Here is a 20,649-nt window from a genome sequence, read left to right as displayed (position 1 = left end):
ATGAACACCGGTCGGTGGGGACAGCGATTGCGCCCACCGACGTGGTCGGCAGGCGCAATCGCTCCGGAGCCGTGCCCGCTCCCGCTGCCCTCACTCCCCTGCGAAAGAGCGAGGGCACATGGATGTGATCGCCGTGCGAGCGTGGGCTGTCGGGAGCGACGTCCGGGTTATTGGACGTCCACGAAGTCGCCGGTCGCCTTGACGGCCGGGGTGGTGGAGGTGCCTGCGAAGTTCCAGCGCCAGTAGCCGTCCTCGGACGCGGGGAGCGTGGTCGTCAGGTTGCCGGTGCTGGAGGTGTACACGGTCTTGACGGTCGTGTAGGTCGTGGTGCCGGCCTTGCGGAACTGGAGCTTGACCGGCTGGTTGGTGTAACCCCGGTAATCGAGGTTGTCCCAGTCGGCCCGGGTGAGCTTGCCGGTGACAGTGAGGGTCTTTCCCTTGGCGATCGGTTCGGGGCCTGCGTTCACGGTGAGTTTGGAGTCCCGCTGCAGACGGGTCGTGGTGTAGCTCGCCGACTGGGTCCAGCTGTCGTCATTGGCCACCCCCTGCGCACTGACCTTCCAGGTGCCGGCGTGGGCGTTGGTGAGCGCGGTGCCGCCGTACTTCCAGTCCGGTTCGAGGGAGATCGTCTGCGAGCAGGTGGAGGTGGTGGCACTCGAGGCGACGCAGTCCGCATGGGAGTAGTACTGGTCCGACACGATGCGGTCGTCGTAGGTCTCGTAGGGGTTCGCACCATCCGGTCCACGCCACAGGACGAAGTCCGCGTCCTGGATGCCCGACGGGTGGGTGAAGGTCCCTGAAACCGTGATCGTCTTGGCGTAGAGACCGACCACGATGTTCTTGCCACCGTCGAAGGTGACGTCGCTCATCTGGACGTCGGTCTGGGTCTCGTCCCCGTAGGCACCGGGGGTGGCGAAGCCGGCCAGTGCGGCGACGGCACTGAACAGAGCAAAGGCAGCGCGCTTGCGCATGTATCTCCTTCACAGAGGGAAGCGTGGGAACCCGCCGAGCGGGAGCAGCAGGGCAGTCGAAGCCAGTCAGGGACCGGTGACCGACTTGATCGTGTACGGGGCTCTCCTGCCGCTGGATCACCGTGAGCCGGTCGGTCGGGCGGGCGCCGACCTGGGGCACCCGGCCGGCGAACCTCGCCCTGGTCTGGACAGCGCACCTGCATGCTCGAACGTCACATGCGGTACGGACGAGCGTCGGAGTGGTCAGGTTCGCGTCCCGGGGTCACCGGCGCAGCAGGCGCCCGATCTCCAGTTGCACGGCGTCCAGCGGGCGCCCGTCCTCGATCTCCCACAGGCAGTTCTGCAGCACCCGGGCCAGCGTCCAGGCGCGGGCGCGCTCGCGGTCGAGGCCGAGGACGCCGGTCAGCGCGTCGAAGCGCCAGCGCACCTCGCCGGGGTCGTAGCGGTTGTCGAGGGCCGGCAGCAGGTCGAAGCCCGGGTCGCCCGCCAGCGGTTTCGGGTCGATGGCCAGCCAGTCGGCGCGGTCGGAGCCGAGGACGTTGTCGAAGTGCAGGTCCCAGTGGAGGAGCCGGTCGCCGGGCTCGGGCAGCACCTCGCGCACCGCGGCGGCGCAGTCCCGGACCAGCCGACGGTCGGCCGGGTCGGGGACGCGTGCCAGCGCCCACGGGACCTGTTCCAGCATGGCGTGGGCGACGTCCCCCAGTCGGCGCAGTCCGGCGGGAGCGGGTACGGCGGTGAGGCGGGCGAGCAGTCCGGCGATGACGAGGACGGCCTCGCGGGCGTCCGGAAGGCCGGTCAGCAGGCGTGTCTCGTCGAGCCGTTCGAGCAGGAGCGTGCAGGTGGCCGTGTCGTGTTCCAGGAGCCGCACCGATCCGTCGCCGTCCCACAGACGCAGGGCGACGGGCTCGCCGGCGCTCTCCTCGTCGAGGAGCTGGAGCTTGAGCGCGGCCCGTGCCGGACCGTCGTGCTGCCCGCCCGGGAGGGGCCTGTGGCGTACCACCGGAAGGACCAGCGCGCTCACCCCGTGCATGGCGGGCCCGTCGATGCTCAGACCCCACAGGCCGAGGAAGTGGGCCGCCCGCCGGGGCAGGCCGGCGACGAACGCGCGGCCCGCGGCGCCGTTGAACTTCTCCTGCGCGGCCGCCAGCTCGTCGGGCACGTCGATCACCTTGCCGACCATACTTGCGGGTGTGAACCGGGTCGCGCGCACGAGGAGCCGGGGCCGTGGCGCGGAACGGGGCGGCCCGGCGGGAGTGCGCGCCCACGTCCGCGGTGGCCTGGGAAGAGTGCGCGCCCACGCCCGCACCGGCCTGGGGAGAGCGCGCGTCTACGTCCGCAGCGCCCCGGGGACGTACATCTGGCTGCTGGTCCTGTTCGTCACCACGGTCGCCCTGCACCGTATGTCGCCGGATTTCGAGGAGGACTTCCTGCGGCAGCGCTCGACGAACATCCACGAGCTGTCGAACGATCCGCTGCGGGTGCTGATCTCCAGCGCGATGTGGATCGACAGCGGGCACTGGCTGCCGTACGCCGCCCTCTACACGGTCTTCCACGCGCAGGCCGAACGCTGGCTCGGCACCGCGCGCTGGCTCGTCGTGTGCGTCGCCGCGCACGTCCTGGCGACGCTCGCCAGCGAGGGCGCCCTGCTGCGGGCGGTCAACGAGGGGATCGCCCCGTACTCGTCGCTCAACACGCTCGATATCGGGGTGAGTTACGCGCTGGCGGGGGTGATCGCCGTCCTGACGTACCGGATCGCCCCGCCATGGCGGTACGTGTACGCGGGTGTCGTCCTGCTCGGCTACGCCGCTCCGCTCACGGTCAGCCCCACCTTCACCGATTTCGGGCATTTCATCGCGGTGCTGATCGGTCTGGCGTGCCGCCCGCTGACCCTGGGCCGCGGAAAAGCATGGAATCCGAAGGAGACACTGGCCGCGCTCAGGCGTTAACGTCCCGGCCATGAGCAGCGCAGTCAGCGGTGTCGTCAACGGCGGCATCTCCTTCTGGTACGCGGACGACGGCCTCCCCATGACGCGGGAGCCCCTCCCCGGAGACGCGACCGCCGACGTCGTCATCGTCGGCGGCGGATACACCGGTCTGTGGACCGCGTACTACCTGAAGAAGGCGGCGCCCTTCCTCCGCGTCACCGTGCTGGAGCAGAAGTTCTGCGGGTACGGGGCCTCGGGGCGCAACGGCGGCTGGCTCTACAACGGCATCGCGGGCCGCGACCGGTACGCGAAGCTGCACGGTCACGAGGCGGCCGTACGCCTGCAGCGGGCGATGAACGACACCGTCGCCGAGGTGGTGCGCGTCGCCTCACAGGAGGGCATCGACGCCGACATCCACCAGGGCGGCGTCCTCGAAGTGGCCTACACGCCCGCCCAGCTGGCACGGCTGAAGGCCTTCCACGAGCACGAGCTGTCGTACGGCGAGAAGGACCGCGAACTGTACGGCGCCCGGGAGACCGCCGCGCGGGTGCGGGTCGCGGACGCGGTCGGCTCGACATGGACCCCGCACGGGGCCCGGTTGCACCCGGTGAAGCTGGTGAAGGGGCTCGCGGCGGCCGTCGAGGAGCTCGGGGTCGCCATCCACGAGCAGACACCCGTGACGGAGATCCGGCCCCAGCACGCGGTGACGCCGTACGGGACCGTCCGCGCGCCGTACGTGCTGCGCTGCACGGAGGGCTTCACCGCGAGCCTCAGGGGCCAGAAGCGCACCTGGCTGCCCATGAACTCCTCGATGATCGCGACGGAGCGCCTGGCGCCGGAACAGTGGGAGGCCATCGGCTGGGAGGGCCGCGAGACGCTCGGCGATATGGCGCACGCGTACATGTACGCGCAGCGCACCGCCGACGACCGCATCGCGCTGGGCGGGCGCGGGGTCCCGTACCGCTTCGGCTCGCGCACCGACAACGACGGGCGCACCCAGCCGGCGACCGTCGAGGCCCTGCGCGAGATCCTGGTGCGCTTCTTCCCGACGCTGGCGGGCGTGCGGGTGGAGCACGCCTGGTCGGGGGTGCTCGGTGTGCCCCGCGACTGGTGCGCCACCGTGACCCTGGACCGCTCCACGGGCCTCGGCTGGGCCGGCGGCTACGTCGGCTCCGGGGTCGCCACCACCAACCTCGCCGCGCGCACCCTGCGCGACCTGGTCCAGCAGGACTCGGGCCAGTCGGGCGCGACCGACCTGACCGGGCTGCCGTGGGTCGGCCACAAGGTCCGCAAGTGGGAGCCGGAGCCGCTGCGCTGGATCGGTGTGCACGGGATGTACGCGACGTACCGTACGGCTGACCGCCGCGAACTGACCACGCACAGCGCGCGGTCGTCGCGTCTGGCGCAGGTGGCGGACCGGGTGGCCGGGCGGCACTGACCGGCCGGAGCCGGGCCGCGGCCGCCCCGCCGGGGTGCCGTCACCCCACCGATTCCGGCACCGGCGCGTTCGAGGGGAGGCGTGCGGCGGGCTTCACGGTGACCATGAGGCCCGCGACCAGCCCGGCCAGGAGCATGATGCCGACGGCCCACCAGATGGCGACGGTGTAGCCGTGCACGATGCCCTCCCGCACGATCAGCTCCCGGTGTGCGGCATCGCCGAGGTGGGCGGCGACGAACGCCGTGCCGCTGGTGGTGGCGATGGTGTTCAGCAGCGCGGTGCCGATCGAACCGCCGACCTGCTGAGAGGTGTTGACGGTCGCGGAGGTCACGCCGGAGTCCCGCGGGGCCACCCCGGCGGTCGCGGTGGCGAAGACCGGCATGAAGATCAGGCCCATGCCGAGGCCCATCAGGATCAGTCCGGGCAGCAGCCGGCTCGCGTACGCGGAGTCGACCGTGATCCGGGTGAAGACGAACATGCCGCCGGCCGCGAGGACCGTGCCGGGGACCATCAGCACGCGGGGCGCCACACGGGGCAGCAGCCGGGCCGATATCTGCGTCGAGCCGATGATGATCGCGATCGTCAGGGGCAGGAAGGCCAGGCCCGTCCGCACGGGCGAGTAGCCCAGGACGACCTGGAGGTAGTAGGTCAGGAACAGGAACATGCCGAACATGCCGGTGACGGCGAGGGTCATCGTCAGGAAGCAGCCGGCCCGGTTGCGGTCCTTGACGATGTGCAGCGGCAGCAGCGGGCTCGGGGCCTTCGTCTGCCAGCGGACGAAGGCGGCCAGCAGCACGACGGCGAGCGCGAACAGCGACAGCACCAGCGGGTCCGTCCAGCCGCGCGGTTCCGCCTCGCTGAAGCCGTAGACGAGGGAGACCAGCCCGCCGCAGCCCAGTACCGCGCCGAGGACGTCGAGCCGGGCGCCCTTCTGTGCCGGGCTGTCGCGCAGCAGCGCGTACGCGCCGAGGACCGCGGCGACGGCGATCGGGATGTTGACGTACAGGCACCAGCGCCAGTTCAGGTACTCGGTCAGCAGGCCGCCCGCGATGAAGCCGATCGCCGAGCCCGAGCCCGCCAGCGCGCCGTAGATGCCGAAGGCCTTCCCGCGTTCCCTCGGGTCGGTGAACGTGGTGGTCAGCAGGCTGAGCGCCGAGGGGGCCAGCACGGCGGCGAAGGCGCCCTGGAGAGCGCGGGCGCCGAAGAGCATGCCGGGGCCGGTGGCGGCGCCACCCAGCGCGGACGCGCCCGCGAAGCCGATGAGCCCGACGACGAAGGTGCGTCTGCGGCCGACCAGGTCCGCGATCCGGCCGCCGAGCAGCAGCAGACCGCCGAACGCCAGGGTGTACGCCGTGATGACCCACTGCCTGTTGCCGTCGGACATGCCCAGGTCGTGCTGTGCGGAGGGGAGCGCGATGTTCACGATGGTGGCGTCCAGCACCACCATCAGCTGTGCGAGGGCGATGATCACCAGGCCCCACCAGCGGTGGGGATCGGTGCCCGGGGCACCTGTGGGAGCGGCTGATTCACCTGTTCGGGTGCGGCTCACTTGCCCAGAAGACCATGGATCGGTAGGGGTCGCACCTCCGGTCCGGTGCTTGATCACGGCTCCAGCACCACCTTTCCGATCGTGCCCCGGGACTCCAGGGCCCGGTGCGCGGCGGCCGCCTCGGCGAGCGGGAAGCGGGTGACGGCAGGGACGAGGCGGCCCGCGGCGGCTTCGGCGAGGGCGCGCAGTTCCAGGGTGCGTACGGGGCTCGGACCACCCGCCTTCCGCAGCATCGCCGGACCGAGGACCTGCTCGGAGACGCCGTCGACGAGATAGGCGGAGCCGTCCTTGATGCCTTCGCCGGACCAGCCGAAGACGATGTGCCGGCCGCGCGGGCCGAGGAGGGCGACGGCGGCGCGGGCGACGTCGCCGCCGACCCCGTCGAAGACGACCGTCGCCGTGCGGGTGCCGAGGAAGGCGCGCACGTGCCCGGGCCAGGCGGCGTCCGTGTAGTCGACGGCCAGGTCGGCGCCGTTCGCACGGACCCGGGCCACCTTCTCGGGCCCGCCCGCGAGGCCGATCACGGTGGCTCCCGCATGCCGTGCGTACTGCACGAGGAGCGTGCCGATGCCGCCCGCCGCCGCGGGCACGACGGCCACGGAACCGGGGCCGAGGTCGGCGAACTGCACGATCCCCATGGCCGTGCGGCCCGTTCCGATCATGGCGACAGCCTGGGCGAAGTCCAGGTTCTGCGGGATCTCGTGGAGGCGGTCGGCGTCCGTGACGGCGAGCTCCGCGTAGCCGCCGGGTGCGAAGCCGAGGTGGGCGACGACGCGCTTGCCCAGCCAGAGCGCGGCGACGCCCTCGCCGATGGACTCGACGGTGCCCGCGACCTCACGGCCCGGAATCGTCGGCAGCGGGGTGGGCTCGGGGGCAGGGCCCTGCGCGCCTTCGCGCAGGGCCGCGTCGAGGAGGTGGACACCCGCCGCGGCGACGGCGATACGGACCTGGCCGGGGCCCGGCTCGGGGTCCTCGGCCTTCTCGTACGTGAGGTTCTCGGCCGGACCGAAGGCGTGCAGGCGGACGGCGTGCATGGTGGGCTCCTCCCGGGCGCCTCGTCGTCGGGCGCCCCGCGTCGGTTTCTGTACACGCCAGCCTTCAACCTCAAGCATGCTTGAGGTCAAGGCGCTGCCGGATCCGCAGGGCGAGGGCCACGGCTTCGAGGGCACTGTTGAAGGACACCTCCGAGAGCACCCCGGGGGCCGCGACCTGGTCGCCCGCCAGGTACACGCCGTCGCCGCGGTCGATCCGCGGCCGGTCGCGCCAGCTGGTCCCGGGCAGATCCACCGCGCCTGTCCGGCCGTTCGCCACGGCCTCGCGTCGCCACACGAGCCGCTCGCGCCAGCCGTCGAAGGCGAGGTCGAGCAGGTGCTCGGCACGGGCCACGCCGTCGGCCCTGGACTCGTGCGGTGCGATGGGGATCTGTCCCTGGAGCAGTTGCTCCCCGGCCGGGGCGAGAGTGCGGTCCTGCGCGGTGAACCGCTCGATCCAGCCGGGCGCGTCCAGGTCGGAGACCGCGAACGCGTCGCCGCGGCGGGTGCGCAGGGCCAGGTCGACGAGCGCGGTGCGACCGCCGGTCCAGGTCAGCGACGGGTCGCCGAGGAGACGCCGCGCCGAGTCGAGGGAGGTGGCGACGACGACCGGACCACGGTTCACGGGGACCTCGTCCACGCGGGACAGCGTCTCCATGCGCACACCGAGGTTCCACGCCCGCGCCGCCATCCGGTCGATGACGCTCGCCCAGCCGCCGCGCGGGTAGTGCGCCTCCGGGGGCAGCCTCATGGCGCGGCGCAGCCGTTCCTGCACGAACGCGGCGGACAGCGCTCCGGGGTCGTGGTGGAAGAGGGCCACGGCGGAGTAGTTCGCGGCGGCCCGCGCGCCCTCCTCGCCCGCCTCCGCCGTGGCCCAGGTCATGAAGTCGACGTCCACGGGCGCCTGCCGAGAGGCGCGGCGCAGCAGCTTGAGCATCGCGAAGGGCGGGGTGCGCCGCAGGGCGCCCTTATGGTGCAGCCGCAGCCGCGCGGCCTCCAGGGGCGGGATCGGCGCGAGCGGCCCGATCAGGTCGCGCTGCTTGAGCCAGGTCCAGTGCGGGCCGCCGCTGTAGAGGGCGTGCGGCCCCTCGTTGGTCCGGTACGGGCCCTCGGCGGTGCGGGCCCGGCCGCCGAGCGTGTGATGCGCCTCGTACACGGTGACCTCGGCGCCCGCCTCGGCGGCGGTGATGGCCGCGGTGAGTCCGGCGAAACCGCCGCCGATGACGGTGATGTGATGCATGACTGGGGGTCTCCCTCGCGTCGTCGTCCGCTGCCGGCTGTCCGGTGCTCCTCTTCTGTGCATACGACCGATCGAGCACCCCGGAATGTGACATAGGTGGAGTCTTCGCAGGTCAGGGCGATTGTCGGTGGCGCCGTGCAGGATGGGGCCATGGCGAGGAGAGCGACGGGCGGCAAGGGCGGGACGCGGGGGGCCGGCGAGGGTGCCGGGACCGGTGTGAAGGCGGCGCGGCGGCCGGAGGTCCGGCTGCCCCCGCTGGAGCCTTTCGGCGGCGGGGAGTTGGAGCCCGACGGGGACTACGACGGGCTGGAGTTCCTCCAGGCGGACTTCGCCGGCCAGGACGGCGGGGGCGCCCGTTTCATGGACTGCGCGCTGACGGGCTGCGCGCTGGACGAGACCCGGCTGCACCACGCGCGCGTGCTGGACTCGGTCCTGACGGGCGCCCGGGGTGTGGGCACGGATCTCGCCGAGTCGACGCTGCGCGACGTCGAGTTGGTGGACGCCCGCCTGGGCGGGGTGCAGCTGCACGGCGCCGTCCTGGAGCGGGTCCTGGTGCGCGGCGGCAAGATCGACTATCTGAATCTGCGCGCGGCGCGTCTCAAGGACGTCGTCTTCCAGGGCTGCGTGCTGGTCGAGCCGGACTTCGGGGGCGCCCGCCTGGAGCGGGTGGAGTTCGTGGACTGCGTCCTGAAAGGGGCGGACCTCACGGGGGCGACCCTCGTGGACGTGGACCTGCGCGCGGCGGCCGAGCTGGACATCGCGCGGGGCGTGGACCGGCTGTCGGGCGCGGTGGTCAGCCCGACCCAACTGCTCGATCTGGCACCGGTGCTGGCGGCCGAGATGGGGATCCGCGTGGACGGCGGGGCGGTGGAGGACTGAGGGCCCCGGAGCGGCGGGAGCCGGGGGAAGCGACGCGGTGGTGAGCCGCGCCTGTGCCTGGTCGGCGCGGGGCGCGGGCTCCTGGGGGCTCCGGGACTCCGGGACTCCGGGGCTCCGGGACTACGAGACGCGGGGGAAGCGGGCCTGGAGCGTCCAGATCGCCGGATTCTCGGCGAGGTCGTCGTGCAGGTCGGTGAGGTCGGCGAGCAGATCGTGCAGGAAGTCGCGGGCCTCGCGGCGCAGTTCGGAGTGCGAGAAGGTCAGCGGCTCCTCGTCGCCGGGCATCCAGTCGGCCTCGATGTCCACCCAGCCGAAGCGGCGCTCGAAGAGCATGCGATCGCTCGACTCGGTGAAGTCCAGTTCGGCCTGCTGGGGGCGGGAGGCCCGGCTGCCGAGCGGGTCCCGGTCGAGCTGCTCCACGATGTCGCACAGCGCCCACGCGAAGTCCAGGACCGGCACCCAGCCCCAGGCCGTCGACAGCTCCCGGTCGGCCTTGGTGTCGGCGAGGTAGACGTCTCCGCAGAAGAGGTCGTGCCGCAGCGCGTGCACGTCCGCGCCGCGGTAGTCGGTCTGCGGGGGGTCGGGGAAGCGGTTGGAGAGGGCGTAGCCGATGTCGAGCACGTAGCCGATGGTGTCACGCCGTCGACCCGGCCGACGCGCGACGGTCGCGCACCGCGCGGCCTCCGCGCGGGCCCGCTCCCGCCGACGGCGCCGGGCCACGGCGGGCGGGGCCGGCACGGGGTGGGTCCCGCGGTGGGCGTGGGCGCATCGGCGGAGGCCGGCAGCGGGCGGGCTGTCGGGTGCAGGGTGGCGTCCGGCGGGGAAGGAAGCCCGTACTGGGCCGGGCCCGCACGTGGCCGGGTCGGCCAGGGCGCGGCCTGTCGCCGGATCCGACGTCGGCCGGGGGCTCCGGGGGCGGGAGGAGCGTGTGGTGGGGTTCGGGCGATCGCGTCCGGGTGATGTCATCGGCTCGTAGGATCGTGGATGTGTCCCGATCTTCCGTCGCCGTCCCCTTTGCTCTCGCGTTCGCCCTCGTCCTGGCCGGATGCGACGGGGGCGGGGTGCACGGGAAGCCAGGAGCGGCCGGTGTCCGCGACCCGTACTTCCCGAAGCTGGGCAACGGCGGCTACGACGTCACGCACTACGGCCTGACCCTCGACTACGAGCCGTCCGGCCGGCAGCTGCGGGGGACGGCGGTGATCACGGCCCGGGCCACCTCGGACCTCAGCGCCTTCGACCTCGACCTGAAGGGGCTGGAGGTGCACGGCGTCAGCGTCGAGGGCCGGGAGGCCCGCTGGAACCGCGCGGGCCAGGAGCTGACCGTGCACCCGCGGGGCGGCCTCGACGCGGGGGAGACGTTCCGCGTGACGGTCCGCTACTCGGGCACCCCCGAGACGATCACCGACGTGGACGGCTCGCAGGAGGGCTGGCTGCGCACCGCGGACGGCTCGCTCGCGCTGGGCGAGCCGACCGGCTCGATGACGTGGTTCCCCGGCAACAACCACCCCTCCGACAAGGCGTCGTACGACATCACGGTCACCGTGCCGAAGGGCCTGCACGCGGTCTCCAACGGGGAGTTGACGAGCGAGACGACCAAGGACGGCCGTACGACGTTCGCGTGGCACACCGCCGAGCCGATGGCCAGTTACGTGGCGACGGTCGCGATCGGCAGGTACGACATCTCGCGCTCGACGACCGGGAAGGGCCTGCCGGTGTACGTCGCCGTCGACCCCACGCAGGCGGAGGCGGGCAGGAAGGTGCCGGACAGGATCGCGGAGATCCTCGACTGGGCGGAGTACAACTTCGGCCCGTACCCCTTCTCCTCCACCGGCGCGATCGTCGAACGCCCGGGCGACGCGGGGTATGCGCTGGAGACCCAGAACCGCCCCGTCTTCCCGGGCACCACCGAGACCCCGATGCTCGTCCACGAACTGGCCCACCAGTGGTTCGGCGACTCCGTGACCCCGAAGTCCTGGCGCGACATGTGGCTCAACGAGGGCTTCGCGACCTATGCGGAGTGGCTGTGGCAGGAGGACCACGGCGGGGACAGCGTCCAGGACGTCTTCGACGCCCTCTACGCGGGCGACTACTACAAGAGCGGCGCGGGCAACGAGGCCCTCTGGGCGTTCCCGCCGGGCGATCCCCCGAGTGCCGCGGAGATCTCCGACCCGCCCGTCTACGACCGCGGCGCCATGGTGCTGCACAAGATCCGGCAGAAGGTCGGCGACGACACCTTCTACGACATCGTCCAGGGCTGGGCCGCCGCCCACCGTCACGGCAACGCGGACACCGACGAGTTCACCGCCTTCGTCGAGAAGAAGGCGCCGCACGAGGACTTCGGAGTCATCTGGAAGGACTGGCTGTACGGCGAGGGCAAGCCCGCGAAGCCGTGACAGGGGGCCGGGACCGCGAAGCCGTGCCGGGTAGGGCACGCCCGCGAAACCGCGACGGAGAGGCCGGGAGTCCGGTCCGTCAGCGCGGGAGCCGCAGGGACAGCCCGTCGAGGACGACGTCGAGACCGTAGGCGAACTTGTCGTCCCGGATCCGTACGGGGTCGATGTCCTCGGCGCCGGCGGCATAGGCCTCGGCCAGGTGGTCGTGACCGGCCGCGGCCTGCCGGGCCGCGGGCATGAGCCGGGCGATGAAGCCGGCCTCGGTCTCGCCGGAGCGCGCGACCGTGGTGAGCCAGGCGGCCTCCGTGGTGCTCATGCCGATGACGTACGACAGCACGGTGTCGATCGCGCCGCTCGGCTCGGGGAAGCCGGCGGCCGTGAACAGGGCGGCCAGGCGCTCGGAGAACGACATGAGGTTGGGGCCGAGGTAGGCGAGGCCCGCCTGCCCGAGGACAGAGGACAGCCAGGGGTGCCGCAGGGCCGTGGCGCGGAACGAGACGGCGGCCTCGGTGACGGCCGCACGCCAGTCCGGGCTGTCGGCGGCCGGGACCACGATCTCCGCCGCGACCGCGTCGACCGCGAGCTCCATCAGCTCGTCCTTGGTCGCCACGTGCCGGTAGAGCGAGGTCGCGCCGGCGTTCAGCCGGGCGCCGAGCTTGCGCATGCTGAGCGCCTCGATGCCCTCGGCGTCCAGCATGGCGACGGCCTCGCCGACGATCGCGGCCTGGCTCAGCGCGGGCTGGGCGGGCTCGCGCTGCTGCCGGGCCCACACGGACGGGATCGGGTTCGTCTTCGCCTTGGCGGCCATGGCGCTCCTTGATGCTGCGTCAGTGCGTCCTGCGTACATCGTTCTCATCGAGCGTACAGGAAAGGGGATTGCGCACACTGTTCCGTCATGCGTACAGTGTTCGCACCGAAGAAACAGTGTGCGCAGCAGCCGAAGGGAAACTTCATGGAAAGCCGCAATCCACGCCGCTGGTGGATCCTGATCGTGCTGTGCCTCAGCTCGCTGGTCCTGGTGGTCGACAGCATGGCGCTGACCGTCGCGATGCCCCGGATGACCGAGGACATCGGTGCGAACGCCCAGGACACCCAGTGGATCCTGGACTCCTACATCCTGGTCTTCGCCGGGCTCCTGCTCACCTCCGGCAGCCTCGGCGACCGGTTCGGGCGCCGGAAGGTCATGATCATCGGCCTGCTGTTCTTCGGACTCGCGTCACTGGCCGCGACCGTGTGCACCGACCCCGGCGAGGTCATCGCCGTACGCGTCGCGATGGGGGTCGGCGGAGCGCTGGTCATGCCCTCGACGCTGTCCATCCTCATCACCGTCTTCGACGAGGAGGAGCGCGGCCGGGCGATGGCGGCGTGGAGTTCGGTCTCGATGCTGGGGCTGGTCGGCAGCCCCGTGCTCGGCGGTGTGCTGATCGACCACTTCTCCTGGCACTCGATCTTCCTCATCAATGTGCCGGTCGTCGCGCTGGCGGTCGTCGCGGGTCTCACGCTCATGCCGGAGTCCAAGGGGCCCTGGCAGAAGCCCGACCCGCTCGGTGCGGTGCTGTCCGCCGTCGGTATGACCGCCCTGGTCTGGTGGATCATCGAGCTTCCGCAGCACGGCGCCTTCGGCGGGCGTTCCACGGTCACCCTGGCCGTCGCGGTCGTCGCCCTGGCCGGATTCGTGATCTGGGAGAACGTCACCCCCGCACCGATGGTCCCGCTGGTGCTGTTCAAGCACCGCGACTTCAGCGGCGGTTCGCTCTCGCTGTCCCTCGTGCAGATCGGCAACGGCGGCCTGCTGCTGGTCCTCACCCAGTACCTGCAGTTCGTGCTCGGCTATTCGCCGGTCGAGGCGGGCCTCGCCTTCGTGCCCCTCGCCGTCACCGCGCTGATCGGCAACTTCGCCGGAGCCGCGCTCACCGCGAAGCTCGGACACCGCTTCCTGGTCCTCGCCGGAATGCTCGTGATGGTCGCCTGCTTCGCCCTGCTGACCACCGTCTCCGCCGACTCGGGCTTCACGGTCCCGGCGGTCGCGCTCGGTCTGCTCGGTCTCGGCGCCGGTCTCGCGATGCCGGCCGCGGTCGGCGCGCTGATGGGGACCATCCCTCCGGAGAAGGCGGGCGTCGGCTCCGCCCTGAACGACACCATCCAGCAGGCCGGAACCGCACTCGGCATCGCGATCCTCGGCTCGCTCCTGTCGAGCGGCTTCGCCCGGGAGATGCCCGCCGGCGCGCCCGAGGAGGCCAGGCACTCGATCGCCGGAGCGCTGGCGGTCGCCCACGGGGACAGCGGTCTGGTGCGCGCCGCCCGCGAGGCCTTCACCGCCTCGATGGCGACCACCTTCACCGTCAGCGCGATCGGTGTCCTCGCCGCGGCACTGCTGGCCACCGTGGTCATGCGCGGCGGGCGGGTCCAGGCCGCCGCGGCACCGGCCGCCGAGACCGCGGCCGAGGACGCGGAACTCGCCGCCTGAGCCGGGCGAGGAGCCGCCCGGACGTGACGGGGAGGAACAACTGACGGAGCCCCCGGCCCGAATGGGCCGGGGGCTCCGTCAGGTGGTGCGGGAGACGGCGGATCAGACGTTGACGCCGAAGTCCTGGGCGATGCCGACGAGGCCCGAGGCGTACCCCTGGCCCACGGCGCGGAACTTCCACTCGGCGCCGTTGCGGTAGAGCTCGCCGAAGACCATCGCGGTCTCGGTCGCGGCGTCCTCGGAGAGGTCGTAGCGCGCGATCTCGGCGCCGCCGGCCTGGTTGATGATGCGGATGTACGCGTTGCGGACCTGGCCGAAGTTCTGCGTACGGGTCTCGGCGTCGTAGATCGAGACCGGGAAGACGATCTTGTCGATGTCGGCGGGGAGAGCCGCCAGGTTGACGTTGATCGCCTCGTCGTCGCCGGCGCCCTCGCCCGTGCGGTTGTCGCCGGTGTGGACGATGGTGTTGTCCGGGGTCTGCTTGTTGTTGAAGAAGACGAAGTGGGCGTCCGAGTAGACCTTGCCCTGCGTGTTGACCGCGATGGCCGAGGCGTCGAGGTCGAAGTCGGTACCCGTGGTGGTGCGGACGTCCCAGCCGAGGCCCACGGTGACGGCGGTCAGGCCCGGAGCCTCCTTGGTGAGCGAGACGTTGCCACCCTTGGACAGGCTTACAGCCATTGTTGGGAGTCCCTTCCCTCGTTGCGTACGCGGTGCTTGTGCCTCGTACGTATGGGCTTCGAACGGCTTCGTACGGTCACGAAGCTACAGCTACCCCTATGAACGCCGAGAGGGGTACGGAAGGTTCCAGCTCTCTTTACTTTCTTTACCTTCGATTCGCTCCGACGGCGCAGGCGGGCGGAAAAACGGGTGACGCGGACCGGACATCCGCGCGACCATGAACCTCATGTCCGGTCCCTATGTCGTTCGCGGCTCCGTCTCCCTTCCCGAGGCCGAGCTCATGTGGCGTTTCTCGCGCTCCGGCGGGCCCGGAGGACAGCACGTCAACACCACTGACTCCCAGGTCGAACTGCGCTTCGACCTGGCCAGGACCGAGGCGCTGCCGCCCGTGTGGAAGGAGCGCGCCCTCGCCAGGCTGGCCGGGCGGCTCGTCGACGGGGTCGTCAGCGTCCGGGCCTCCGAGCACCGGTCCCAGTGGCGCAACCGCGAGGCCGCCGCCGTGCGGCTCGCGGCCCTGCTCGCCGAGGCCACCGCTCCGCCGCCCCGGCCCCGCCGCGCCACCCGCATCCCCCGCGGCATCAACGAGCGGCGGCTGCGCGAGAAGAAGCAGCGCTCGGACACCAAGCGCGGGCGCTCCGGGCGCGACTGGTCCTGACCCCCGCCAGGTCCCGGACGCACGACCCGACAGCCCGCGTCACGTTCGCGTCCCGCGATCCGTCATGGTCCCGCGTCACATTCGCGTCCCGCGATCCGTCATGGCTGTGACGGACCGCTGCGAGGAGATGGGACCCATGAGCGAGATGAGCGAAGCCGGCGAGCCGGCCGGGCCGGCCCCCGGAGAGAACGAGTTCCTCGCCGAGCGGTTCGAGGCGCACCGCGGTCATCTGCGCGCGGTCGCCTACCGCATGCTCGGCTCGCTCACCGAGGCCGACGACGCCGTGCAGGAGGCCTGGCTGAAGCTCAGCCGGGCCGACGCGAGTCACGTCGACAACCTCGGCGGCTGGCTGACGACCGTCGTCGGACGGGTCTGCCTGGACATGCTGCGCTCCCGCCGGGCCCGCGGCGAGGAGCCCCTGGAGGACCGGCCCGGGGTGCGCATGCCGGAGCCGGTGCTCAGTCCCGTCAGCGGCGTCGACCCGGAACAGCAGGCGCTGATCGCCGACTCGGTGGGCATCGCCCTGCTGGTGGTGCTGGAGACGCTGACGCCGGCCGAGCGGCTCGCCTTCGTGCTGCACGACCTGTTCGCGGTGCCGTTCGAGGAGATCGCGCTCCTCGTGGGCCGTACGCCGGCGGCGTCCCGGCAGCTCGCCAGCCGGGCCCGGCGCCGGGTGCAGGGCGGGGCGCCCGCGCCCGACGCCGATCTCGCGCAGCAGCGGGAGGCCGTCGACGCGTTCCTGGCGGCGGCGCGCGGGGGCGACTTCGACGCGCTCGTCGCGGTGCTCGACCCGGACGTCGTGGCGCGCTCGGAGGCCGGAGTGACGACCGGGGCGGTCGCCGTGGCCTCGGGCGCCATCGGTTTCGCCCATCTCGCGCACTCCGCGCGGCCCGCCCTCGTCAACGGCGCCGCGGGTGTCGTCGGCATCACCGGCGGGCACCTGACCAGTGTTCTCGCCTTCACAGTCGTACACGGCCGGATCGCCGTGATCGACATCCTCAACGACCCGGAGCGGCTGGCCGCGCTCGACGTCACCGTCCTGGAGCGCTGACCGTCCCGCCCGCGCGGGGGCGACGCCGCGGCCGTCCGCGGTGCGGGCGCTAACCCAGCTGCCGGTAGCGGCCCTTGAAGTACGTCAGCGGTCCTCCGTCGGCGCTCGGCACCTCGGCCGTGAGGACGCGGCCGATGACGAGGGTGTGGTCCCCGGCGGCCACCCGCTGCTCGGTGCGGCACTCCAGGGTCGCCAGGGCGCCGCCCACCAGCGGTGCCCCGGCCTCCTTGCCGCGCACGTACGGGATGTCCTCGAAGAGCAGCCGGTCGCTGATGCGGCCCTTCATGGCGAAGCGGCCGGCGATGTGGCGCTGGCTCTCGGAGAGCACGGAGACGGCCCACATCGGCTGTTCGGCGAGCAGGTCGTCCATGCGGGAGCCCTCGCGCAGACCGACCAGGACCAGGGGCGGGTCCAGTGAGACGGACATGAAGGCCGTCGCGGTCATGCCGACGTCCTCGCCGCGCGGTCCGCCCGGGTCCAGTGCGGGCTCGTGCGCGGTCACCAGGACCACGCCGGCGGCCAGCCGGGTCATGGCGGCGCGGAACTCGTCGTTGCTCACCCCCTCAGCATGCCCGGATGCGGAGGATGGAGCGGCAGGGGAAGTCTTCAGCACGCCGAAACGCTAGTCGCCGCTTCCCGGGCGGCGCATCGGCCCCCGGCCCGAGACAGGTCCTAGGACCGGAGACGGAGATCGCGACCGCACACGTTCGCGTGGCGTCCGGCCACAATCGCTCACAGTGTCCGCACAGCTCCCCACCATGCGTTCAGTAAACGCACGATGAAAATGCAGAAACCCCACTCAATTGTTCATCTTCAGCTGTGACTTGAGTCACAGGGGCCATATTTTGTTGACCCTGTGTACCGAGTGGGGAGCGCGCTGTGATTCAGTGGCGGGGAAGCTGAGCACGAAGCTACCAAGCAGTACGTGGGAAAGCACCCGGCAGTCCACCGAGCGGTACACCCAGTCGTAAGCGCGAAGGCACGAAGAGCACCTGGTACGCCGAGAGAACCCTGGAGTTGCTGCGAGGTCTCGACGAGGGGGGAGGGCGAATGGAGACCGAGTCGGAGCCCTACGTCCGTCTGGCGACCCTGCGGCAGCTGCATCAGGTGATGGCGGACATGAACACCGCCCGCAGCCTGGCCGACACGCTGCAGACCGTCGCGGACGGCGTGGTCACCGGTCTCGGCTTCGAGCTCGCGTGCGTCAACCTCGTGCGCCAGGACGGCGACCTGGTCGTCGCCGCGCTCGCCGGGAACTCCGCCGCCGAGGCCCTGATCACCGGCCGCGTCGGGTCCCGCGCCTCCTGGGACCGCCGGCTCACCATGGGCGAGGCCTGGGGCGACCTCCGGTTCATACCGCACACCGAGGGCTGGGTCCTGGACGAGGACGACGTCCCGCAGTGGTACACCGACGGACCCGCGCCCCGCTTCGAGGACGAGTGGCACCCCTCCGACCGTCTCTTCGCGCCGATGTACTCGCCCGGCGCCTCCGGCTCCACCGGCGGCGGCGAGCTGATCGGCGTGCTGTCCGTGGACCGGCCGCGCAACGGTCGGCGCCCCGGTGCCTGGGGGCGTGAGGCGCTCCAGATGTACGCCTTCCAGGCCGCCATCGCGATCAGCAACGCCCGGCTGCGGGCGAACATGCAGCGCGCCCTGGTCCGCCTGGAGCGTGAGCAGCAGGCCCTGCGCGCCAGCGAGGAGTCCTTCCGCCAGGCCTTCGAGTACGCGCCCAGCGGCATGGCGATCGCCGAGATGGGCGGCGACCAGCACGGCCGCATCCTGCGCACCAACGACGCGCTGTGCCGTCTGCTGGGCCGCCCGGCCTCCGCGATGCGCCGCTACTCCTTCTCCGACCTCGTGCACCCCGAGGACATCGGCACCCTGCTCAGGACGTCCGCCGAGGGCGGCCGGGCCGAGCTGCGCCTCGGCCGCCGCGACGGCACGTACGTCTGGGTCCACCTGCGCAACTCCGTCGTCGCGGACGCCGCCGACGGCCCCCGCTTCCTGCTCACCCACGTCGAGGACATCGAGGATCGCAAGCGCCGCGAGCTCCAGCTCGCCCACCGCGCCTCGCACGACGCGCTGACCGGCCTGCCCAACTCCGCGGAGCTGCGTTCCCGGCTCGGCGCCCGCCTCTGCCAGCGCCCGCAGTCCCTCCCGCCCGGCGCTGTCGCCTCCCTGGACGCGGCGTACGGGCACGGCCAGTACACGGAGCTGCCGGCCGCCGCGAACGCCGGCTACGACGGCAGCGGTGCCTTCGACGGGCACGCCCACCCCGCCTACGAGGGCAACGGCCACGGTTTCGACTTCCGCTCCGGCCCCGAGGCCTACGACGCCTTCGACCACCATGTGCACACGGTGGCGCCCGAGGGCGAGACCGACGACGGCACCAAGGGGCTCGCGGTGCTCTTCTGCGACCTCGACGGCTTCAAGTCGATCAACGACCGGTTCGGGCACAACGCGGGCGACGCGGTGCTCATCGAGGTGGCACGGCGGCTCACCAGCGGCGTCCGCGACGGTGACACGGTCGCCCGGCTCGGCGGCGACGAGTTCGTGGTGCTCGCCGACGGGCTCGGCCGGGCGGACGCGCAGGACCTCGCCGTACGGCTGCGGAACGCGATCATCCCGCCGATCCGGATCGACGGGCGGGCCGTCCGCGTGGGCGCCAGTTTCGGCATCGGATGGGCACACTGCGGGATGACGGCGGACGAGGTGTTGAAATCCGCTGACGAACGGATGTACGTCGAGAAACGGTCTCGTCCCAAACAACATCGGCGTGCCGGATAAAACCCAGGTCAGTGGGTCGATGCGGTGAAGACCCCCCGTTTGGTCCAGCGAGAGCGGGTAGGCTCGCCATTCACCGTGTACCGCATCTGCTGAGGAGACCAAGGGATGACGCCCGGCGACAACGGCGCGAGCACGCCCGAGGACGACGACCCGTTCGGCTACCTGTACGCCGACGGTCAGGCCAACGGAGCCACCCCGCCCACCGGGGGCGGCGGCTACGGCTACCCGGGCTCGGTCAACCGGACGCGACCGGTGGGCCAGCGCCAGTACGGGCAGCAGGCACAGACCGCGCAGTACGGCCAGCAGGCCGCGACCGCGCAGTACGGCCAGGTCCCGCAGCAGCAGGGCTACGGTCAGCCGAACCCGCACTACGCGGCCCCCGAGACCGTCCCCGGCGGCGCGCCCACCACCCGGACGCCGCTGCCCGGCGACGGCGGCGGGCGTGGCCGCGGCCCCAACACCAAGGGCCTGCTCATCGGCGCGATCGCCGTGGTCGCGGCCGTCGTCATCGGCATCGGCATCGCCATGATGGGCGGCGACTCGAACGACGACGCCAAGGGCGACGGCGACGGCGCCCCGGCGGGGTCGTCCTCGCAGGACGCGTCCCCGACGCCGTCGAGCACCAGCTCCGTGCCCGGCACCGGTGAGTTGCCGAAGATCGACGCCAAGGCGCTGCGGCTGGACGGCGGGGCCACGGTCACCTCGGAATTCAAGGGCGCCAAGTCCGACGGCGGCGTCTACGTCGCCGGATTCAACCAGGTCGGCGCAAAGGTGACCTGGACCGTCAACGGCATCCAGAAGAGCGGCTCCTACCGCCTGAACGTGCGCTACGGCATCCCGGGTGTGGACGCCAACGCGACGCTCGTCGTGAACGGCAAGGCGAACACCAACCCGCTGAAGATGGCGAACTTCATCGGCGCGCAGGCCCCGAAGGGCGACTGGGAGAAGGGCTGGCAGACGACCTGGGCCCCGGTCAACCTCAACAAGGGCACCAACGTCATCGAGATCGCCTGCAACCAGGGCAACCAGTGCGATGCCGTCCTGGACCAGCTGTCGCTCGACAAGTGAGGCCCGTCTCCGGCACGTGACATGAAGCGGCGGCCGCACCCCGCGAGAGCGGGGCACAGCCGCCGTCCGTCCACCGACGTGGTCAGGTCACTCCACGCGGCCCCACTCAAGGCAACGGCTCGCGGCCCAGGCCTTCTTGCCGTTCCACTGGACCTCGTGCCAGTCCTTCTCGGTCGGTGAGCTGCTGGAGCACTTGTAGGCGCCGCCGTTGTGCGTGCCGCTGCACCCGGCGACCCAGCACTTCACGATCTTGCCCTTCTTGAGCGTGCCCACCTTGCGAGCCGTGGTGCTGGGCTTCTCCCGGATGGTGGTGTCCCGGGTGTTGTTCCAGCCGCCGCCCCATTCCTGGGCAGCCGCGGCGCGCGTGACGCCGTCGCCCGTGTCCGCGGTCGCCGCGGAGCTCAGCGAGACGGCGAGGCCCACCGAGGCGGCGCCGATGGCCGCGAGGCGGGCGAACTTCCTTGCGCTGTGCATGAATTACCCCCATGTGGAAGCGGATCACTGGTCAGGTGATCCG

General features: G+C 71.8%; 19 protein-coding genes. 9 read left to right on the top strand and 10 right to left on the bottom strand.

Going from position 1 to position 20,649, the window contains the following annotated elements; translation table 11 throughout:
- Nucleotides 1-167: 167 nt before the first annotated feature.
- Nucleotides 168-971 (bottom strand): calcium-binding protein, encoded by an 804-nt coding sequence (locus tag BKI49_RS17030; protein ID WP_095935137.1) that lies wholly within the window; start codon nucleotides 969-971, stop codon nucleotides 168-170.
- A 262-nt stretch (nucleotides 972-1,233) separates the two neighbouring features.
- Nucleotides 1,234-2,151, bottom strand: coding sequence for an aminoglycoside phosphotransferase family protein (locus tag BKI49_RS17025; protein ID WP_095935136.1), 918 nt, complete (start codon nucleotides 2,149-2,151; stop codon nucleotides 1,234-1,236).
- Nucleotides 2,152-2,257: 106 nt separating this feature from the next.
- On the opposite strand from BKI49_RS17025, the gene BKI49_RS17020 reads away from it, so the two are divergent.
- Both BKI49_RS17020 and BKI49_RS17015 read left to right on the top strand, forming a co-directional pair.
- Complete coding sequence (locus BKI49_RS17020) at nucleotides 2,258-2,917, top strand: rhomboid-like protein (protein WP_095935135.1); 660 nt, start codon at nucleotides 2,258-2,260, stop codon at nucleotides 2,915-2,917.
- Between the two features lie 10 nt (nucleotides 2,918-2,927).
- Nucleotides 2,928-4,334: an NAD(P)/FAD-dependent oxidoreductase gene (locus tag BKI49_RS17015; RefSeq protein ID WP_095935134.1), complete on the top strand. Its 1,407-nt coding sequence runs from the start codon at nucleotides 2,928-2,930 to the stop codon at nucleotides 4,332-4,334.
- Nucleotides 4,335-4,374: 40 nt separating this feature from the next.
- Here BKI49_RS17015 and BKI49_RS17010 read toward each other — a convergent pair whose 3' ends face one another.
- From BKI49_RS17010 to BKI49_RS17000, 3 genes are all read right to left on the bottom strand, one after another.
- The gene (locus BKI49_RS17010) at nucleotides 4,375-5,883 is read right to left on the bottom strand and encodes an MFS transporter (protein WP_095935133.1); all 1,509 of its coding nucleotides are present in this window, start codon (nucleotides 5,881-5,883) and stop codon (nucleotides 4,375-4,377) included.
- Between the two features lie 53 nt (nucleotides 5,884-5,936).
- On the bottom strand, nucleotides 5,937-6,917 hold the full coding sequence (locus BKI49_RS17005) for a zinc-binding dehydrogenase (RefSeq protein ID WP_095935132.1): 981 nt from the start codon (nucleotides 6,915-6,917) through the stop codon (nucleotides 5,937-5,939).
- Nucleotides 6,918-6,987: 70 nt separating this feature from the next.
- Entirely contained in the window at nucleotides 6,988-8,154 is a 1,167-nt protein-coding gene (locus BKI49_RS17000; RefSeq protein WP_095935131.1) for an FAD-dependent oxidoreductase, read from the bottom strand.
- A gap of 150 nt (nucleotides 8,155-8,304) precedes the next feature.
- Between BKI49_RS17000 and BKI49_RS16995 the strand changes: the two genes are divergently transcribed.
- Nucleotides 8,305-9,033 carry a pentapeptide repeat-containing protein gene (locus BKI49_RS16995; RefSeq protein WP_095935130.1) on the top strand — a complete coding sequence of 243 codons (729 nt, stop codon included), beginning with the start codon at nucleotides 8,305-8,307 and terminating at the stop codon, nucleotides 9,031-9,033.
- A gap of 120 nt (nucleotides 9,034-9,153) precedes the next feature.
- Here BKI49_RS16995 and BKI49_RS16990 read toward each other — a convergent pair whose 3' ends face one another.
- Nucleotides 9,154-9,654 (bottom strand): hypothetical protein, encoded by a 501-nt coding sequence (locus BKI49_RS16990; protein WP_095935280.1) that lies wholly within the window; start codon nucleotides 9,652-9,654, stop codon nucleotides 9,154-9,156.
- 365 nt (nucleotides 9,655-10,019) lie between these two features.
- On the opposite strand from BKI49_RS16990, the gene BKI49_RS16985 reads away from it, so the two are divergent.
- The gene (locus BKI49_RS16985; RefSeq protein WP_257004830.1) at nucleotides 10,020-11,426 is read left to right on the top strand and encodes a M1 family metallopeptidase; all 1,407 of its coding nucleotides are present in this window, start codon (nucleotides 10,020-10,022) and stop codon (nucleotides 11,424-11,426) included.
- 79 nt (nucleotides 11,427-11,505) lie between these two features.
- Here the strand turns inward: BKI49_RS16985 and BKI49_RS16980 are convergent, their stop codons facing one another.
- Entirely contained in the window at nucleotides 11,506-12,234 is a 729-nt protein-coding gene (locus BKI49_RS16980) for a TetR/AcrR family transcriptional regulator (protein WP_095935128.1), read from the bottom strand.
- Nucleotides 12,235-12,378: 144 nt separating this feature from the next.
- Between BKI49_RS16980 and BKI49_RS16975 the strand changes: the two genes are divergently transcribed.
- Nucleotides 12,379-13,893, top strand: a complete 1,515-nt coding sequence (locus tag BKI49_RS16975) for an MFS transporter (RefSeq protein ID WP_095935279.1) — start codon at nucleotides 12,379-12,381, stop codon at nucleotides 13,891-13,893.
- Nucleotides 13,894-13,995: 102 nt separating this feature from the next.
- On the opposite strand, the gene BKI49_RS16970 is transcribed toward BKI49_RS16975, so the two are convergent.
- A complete protein-coding gene (locus BKI49_RS16970; RefSeq protein ID WP_095935127.1) occupies nucleotides 13,996-14,571 on the bottom strand; it encodes a TerD family protein in 576 nt (191 codons plus the stop codon).
- Between the two features lie 217 nt (nucleotides 14,572-14,788).
- Here BKI49_RS16970 and arfB point away from each other — a divergent pair, with 217 nt between their 5' ends.
- The gene (gene arfB, locus BKI49_RS16965; protein WP_095935126.1) at nucleotides 14,789-15,226 is read left to right on the top strand and encodes an alternative ribosome rescue aminoacyl-tRNA hydrolase ArfB; all 438 of its coding nucleotides are present in this window, start codon (nucleotides 14,789-14,791) and stop codon (nucleotides 15,224-15,226) included.
- Nucleotides 15,227-15,362: 136 nt separating this feature from the next.
- Nucleotides 15,363-16,277, top strand: a complete 915-nt coding sequence (locus BKI49_RS16960; protein ID WP_257004829.1) for a sigma-70 family RNA polymerase sigma factor — start codon at nucleotides 15,363-15,365, stop codon at nucleotides 16,275-16,277.
- A gap of 49 nt (nucleotides 16,278-16,326) precedes the next feature.
- On the opposite strand, the gene BKI49_RS16955 is transcribed toward BKI49_RS16960, so the two are convergent.
- Nucleotides 16,327-16,809 (bottom strand): flavin reductase family protein, encoded by a 483-nt coding sequence (locus tag BKI49_RS16955; RefSeq protein ID WP_257004848.1) that lies wholly within the window; start codon nucleotides 16,807-16,809, stop codon nucleotides 16,327-16,329.
- Nucleotides 16,810-17,327: 518 nt separating this feature from the next.
- Between BKI49_RS16955 and cdgB the strand changes: the two genes are divergently transcribed.
- A complete protein-coding gene (gene cdgB / locus BKI49_RS16950; protein ID WP_095935124.1) occupies nucleotides 17,328-19,064 on the top strand; it encodes a diguanylate cyclase CdgB in 1,737 nt (578 codons plus the stop codon).
- A gap of 105 nt (nucleotides 19,065-19,169) precedes the next feature.
- On the top strand, nucleotides 19,170-20,132 hold the full coding sequence (locus BKI49_RS16945; protein ID WP_095935123.1) for a CBM35 domain-containing protein: 963 nt from the start codon (nucleotides 19,170-19,172) through the stop codon (nucleotides 20,130-20,132).
- An 87-nt stretch (nucleotides 20,133-20,219) separates the two neighbouring features.
- Here BKI49_RS16945 and BKI49_RS16940 read toward each other — a convergent pair whose 3' ends face one another.
- A complete protein-coding gene (locus tag BKI49_RS16940) occupies nucleotides 20,220-20,606 on the bottom strand; it encodes an SH3 domain-containing protein (RefSeq protein WP_095935122.1) in 387 nt (128 codons plus the stop codon).
- Between the last annotated feature and the right edge of the window lie 43 nt (nucleotides 20,607-20,649).

The sequence above is a fragment of the Streptomyces sp. Tue6028 genome (genome assembly GCF_002300165.1).
GTDB lineage: Bacteria > Actinomycetota > Actinomycetes > Streptomycetales > Streptomycetaceae > Streptomyces > Streptomyces siamensis.
The sequence above is the reverse complement of the archived record's forward strand: the minus strand, read 5'-3'. Positions and strand labels throughout refer to the sequence as shown.

What these genes read in the sequence shown, in the direction of transcription:
- BKI49_RS17015 (WP_095935134.1), top strand. Translation starts at nt 2,928, where the DNA reads ATGAGCAGCGCAGTCAGCGGTGTCGTCAACGGCGGCATCTCCTTCTGG.
- BKI49_RS16995 (WP_095935130.1), top strand. Translation starts at nt 8,305, where the DNA reads ATGGCGAGGAGAGCGACGGGCGGCAAGGGCGGGACGCGGGGGGCCGGC.
- BKI49_RS16970 (WP_095935127.1), bottom strand. Translation starts at nt 14,571, where the DNA reads ATGGCTGTAAGCCTGTCCAAGGGTGGCAACGTCTCGCTCACCAAGGAG.
- BKI49_RS16960 (WP_257004829.1), top strand. Translation starts at nt 15,363, where the DNA reads ATGAGCGAGATGAGCGAAGCCGGCGAGCCGGCCGGGCCGGCCCCCGGA.
- arfB (WP_095935126.1), top strand. Translation starts at nt 14,789, where the DNA reads ATGAACCTCATGTCCGGTCCCTATGTCGTTCGCGGCTCCGTCTCCCTT.
- BKI49_RS16980 (WP_095935128.1), bottom strand. Translation starts at nt 12,234, where the DNA reads ATGGCCGCCAAGGCGAAGACGAACCCGATCCCGTCCGTGTGGGCCCGG.
- BKI49_RS17005 (WP_095935132.1), bottom strand. Translation starts at nt 6,917, where the DNA reads ATGCACGCCGTCCGCCTGCACGCCTTCGGTCCGGCCGAGAACCTCACG.
- BKI49_RS16975 (WP_095935279.1), top strand. Translation starts at nt 12,379, where the DNA reads ATGGAAAGCCGCAATCCACGCCGCTGGTGGATCCTGATCGTGCTGTGC.
- BKI49_RS16955 (WP_257004848.1), bottom strand. Translation starts at nt 16,809, where the DNA reads ATGACCCGGCTGGCCGCCGGCGTGGTCCTGGTGACCGCGCACGAGCCC.
- BKI49_RS17030 (WP_095935137.1), bottom strand. Translation starts at nt 971, where the DNA reads ATGCGCAAGCGCGCTGCCTTTGCTCTGTTCAGTGCCGTCGCCGCACTG.
- BKI49_RS16940 (WP_095935122.1), bottom strand. Translation starts at nt 20,606, where the DNA reads ATGCACAGCGCAAGGAAGTTCGCCCGCCTCGCGGCCATCGGCGCCGCC.
- BKI49_RS16945 (WP_095935123.1), top strand. Translation starts at nt 19,170, where the DNA reads ATGACGCCCGGCGACAACGGCGCGAGCACGCCCGAGGACGACGACCCG.
- BKI49_RS17000 (WP_095935131.1), bottom strand. Translation starts at nt 8,154, where the DNA reads ATGCATCACATCACCGTCATCGGCGGCGGTTTCGCCGGACTCACCGCG.
- cdgB (WP_095935124.1), top strand. Translation starts at nt 17,328, where the DNA reads ATGGAGACCGAGTCGGAGCCCTACGTCCGTCTGGCGACCCTGCGGCAG.
- BKI49_RS17025 (WP_095935136.1), bottom strand. Translation starts at nt 2,151, where the DNA reads ATGGTCGGCAAGGTGATCGACGTGCCCGACGAGCTGGCGGCCGCGCAG.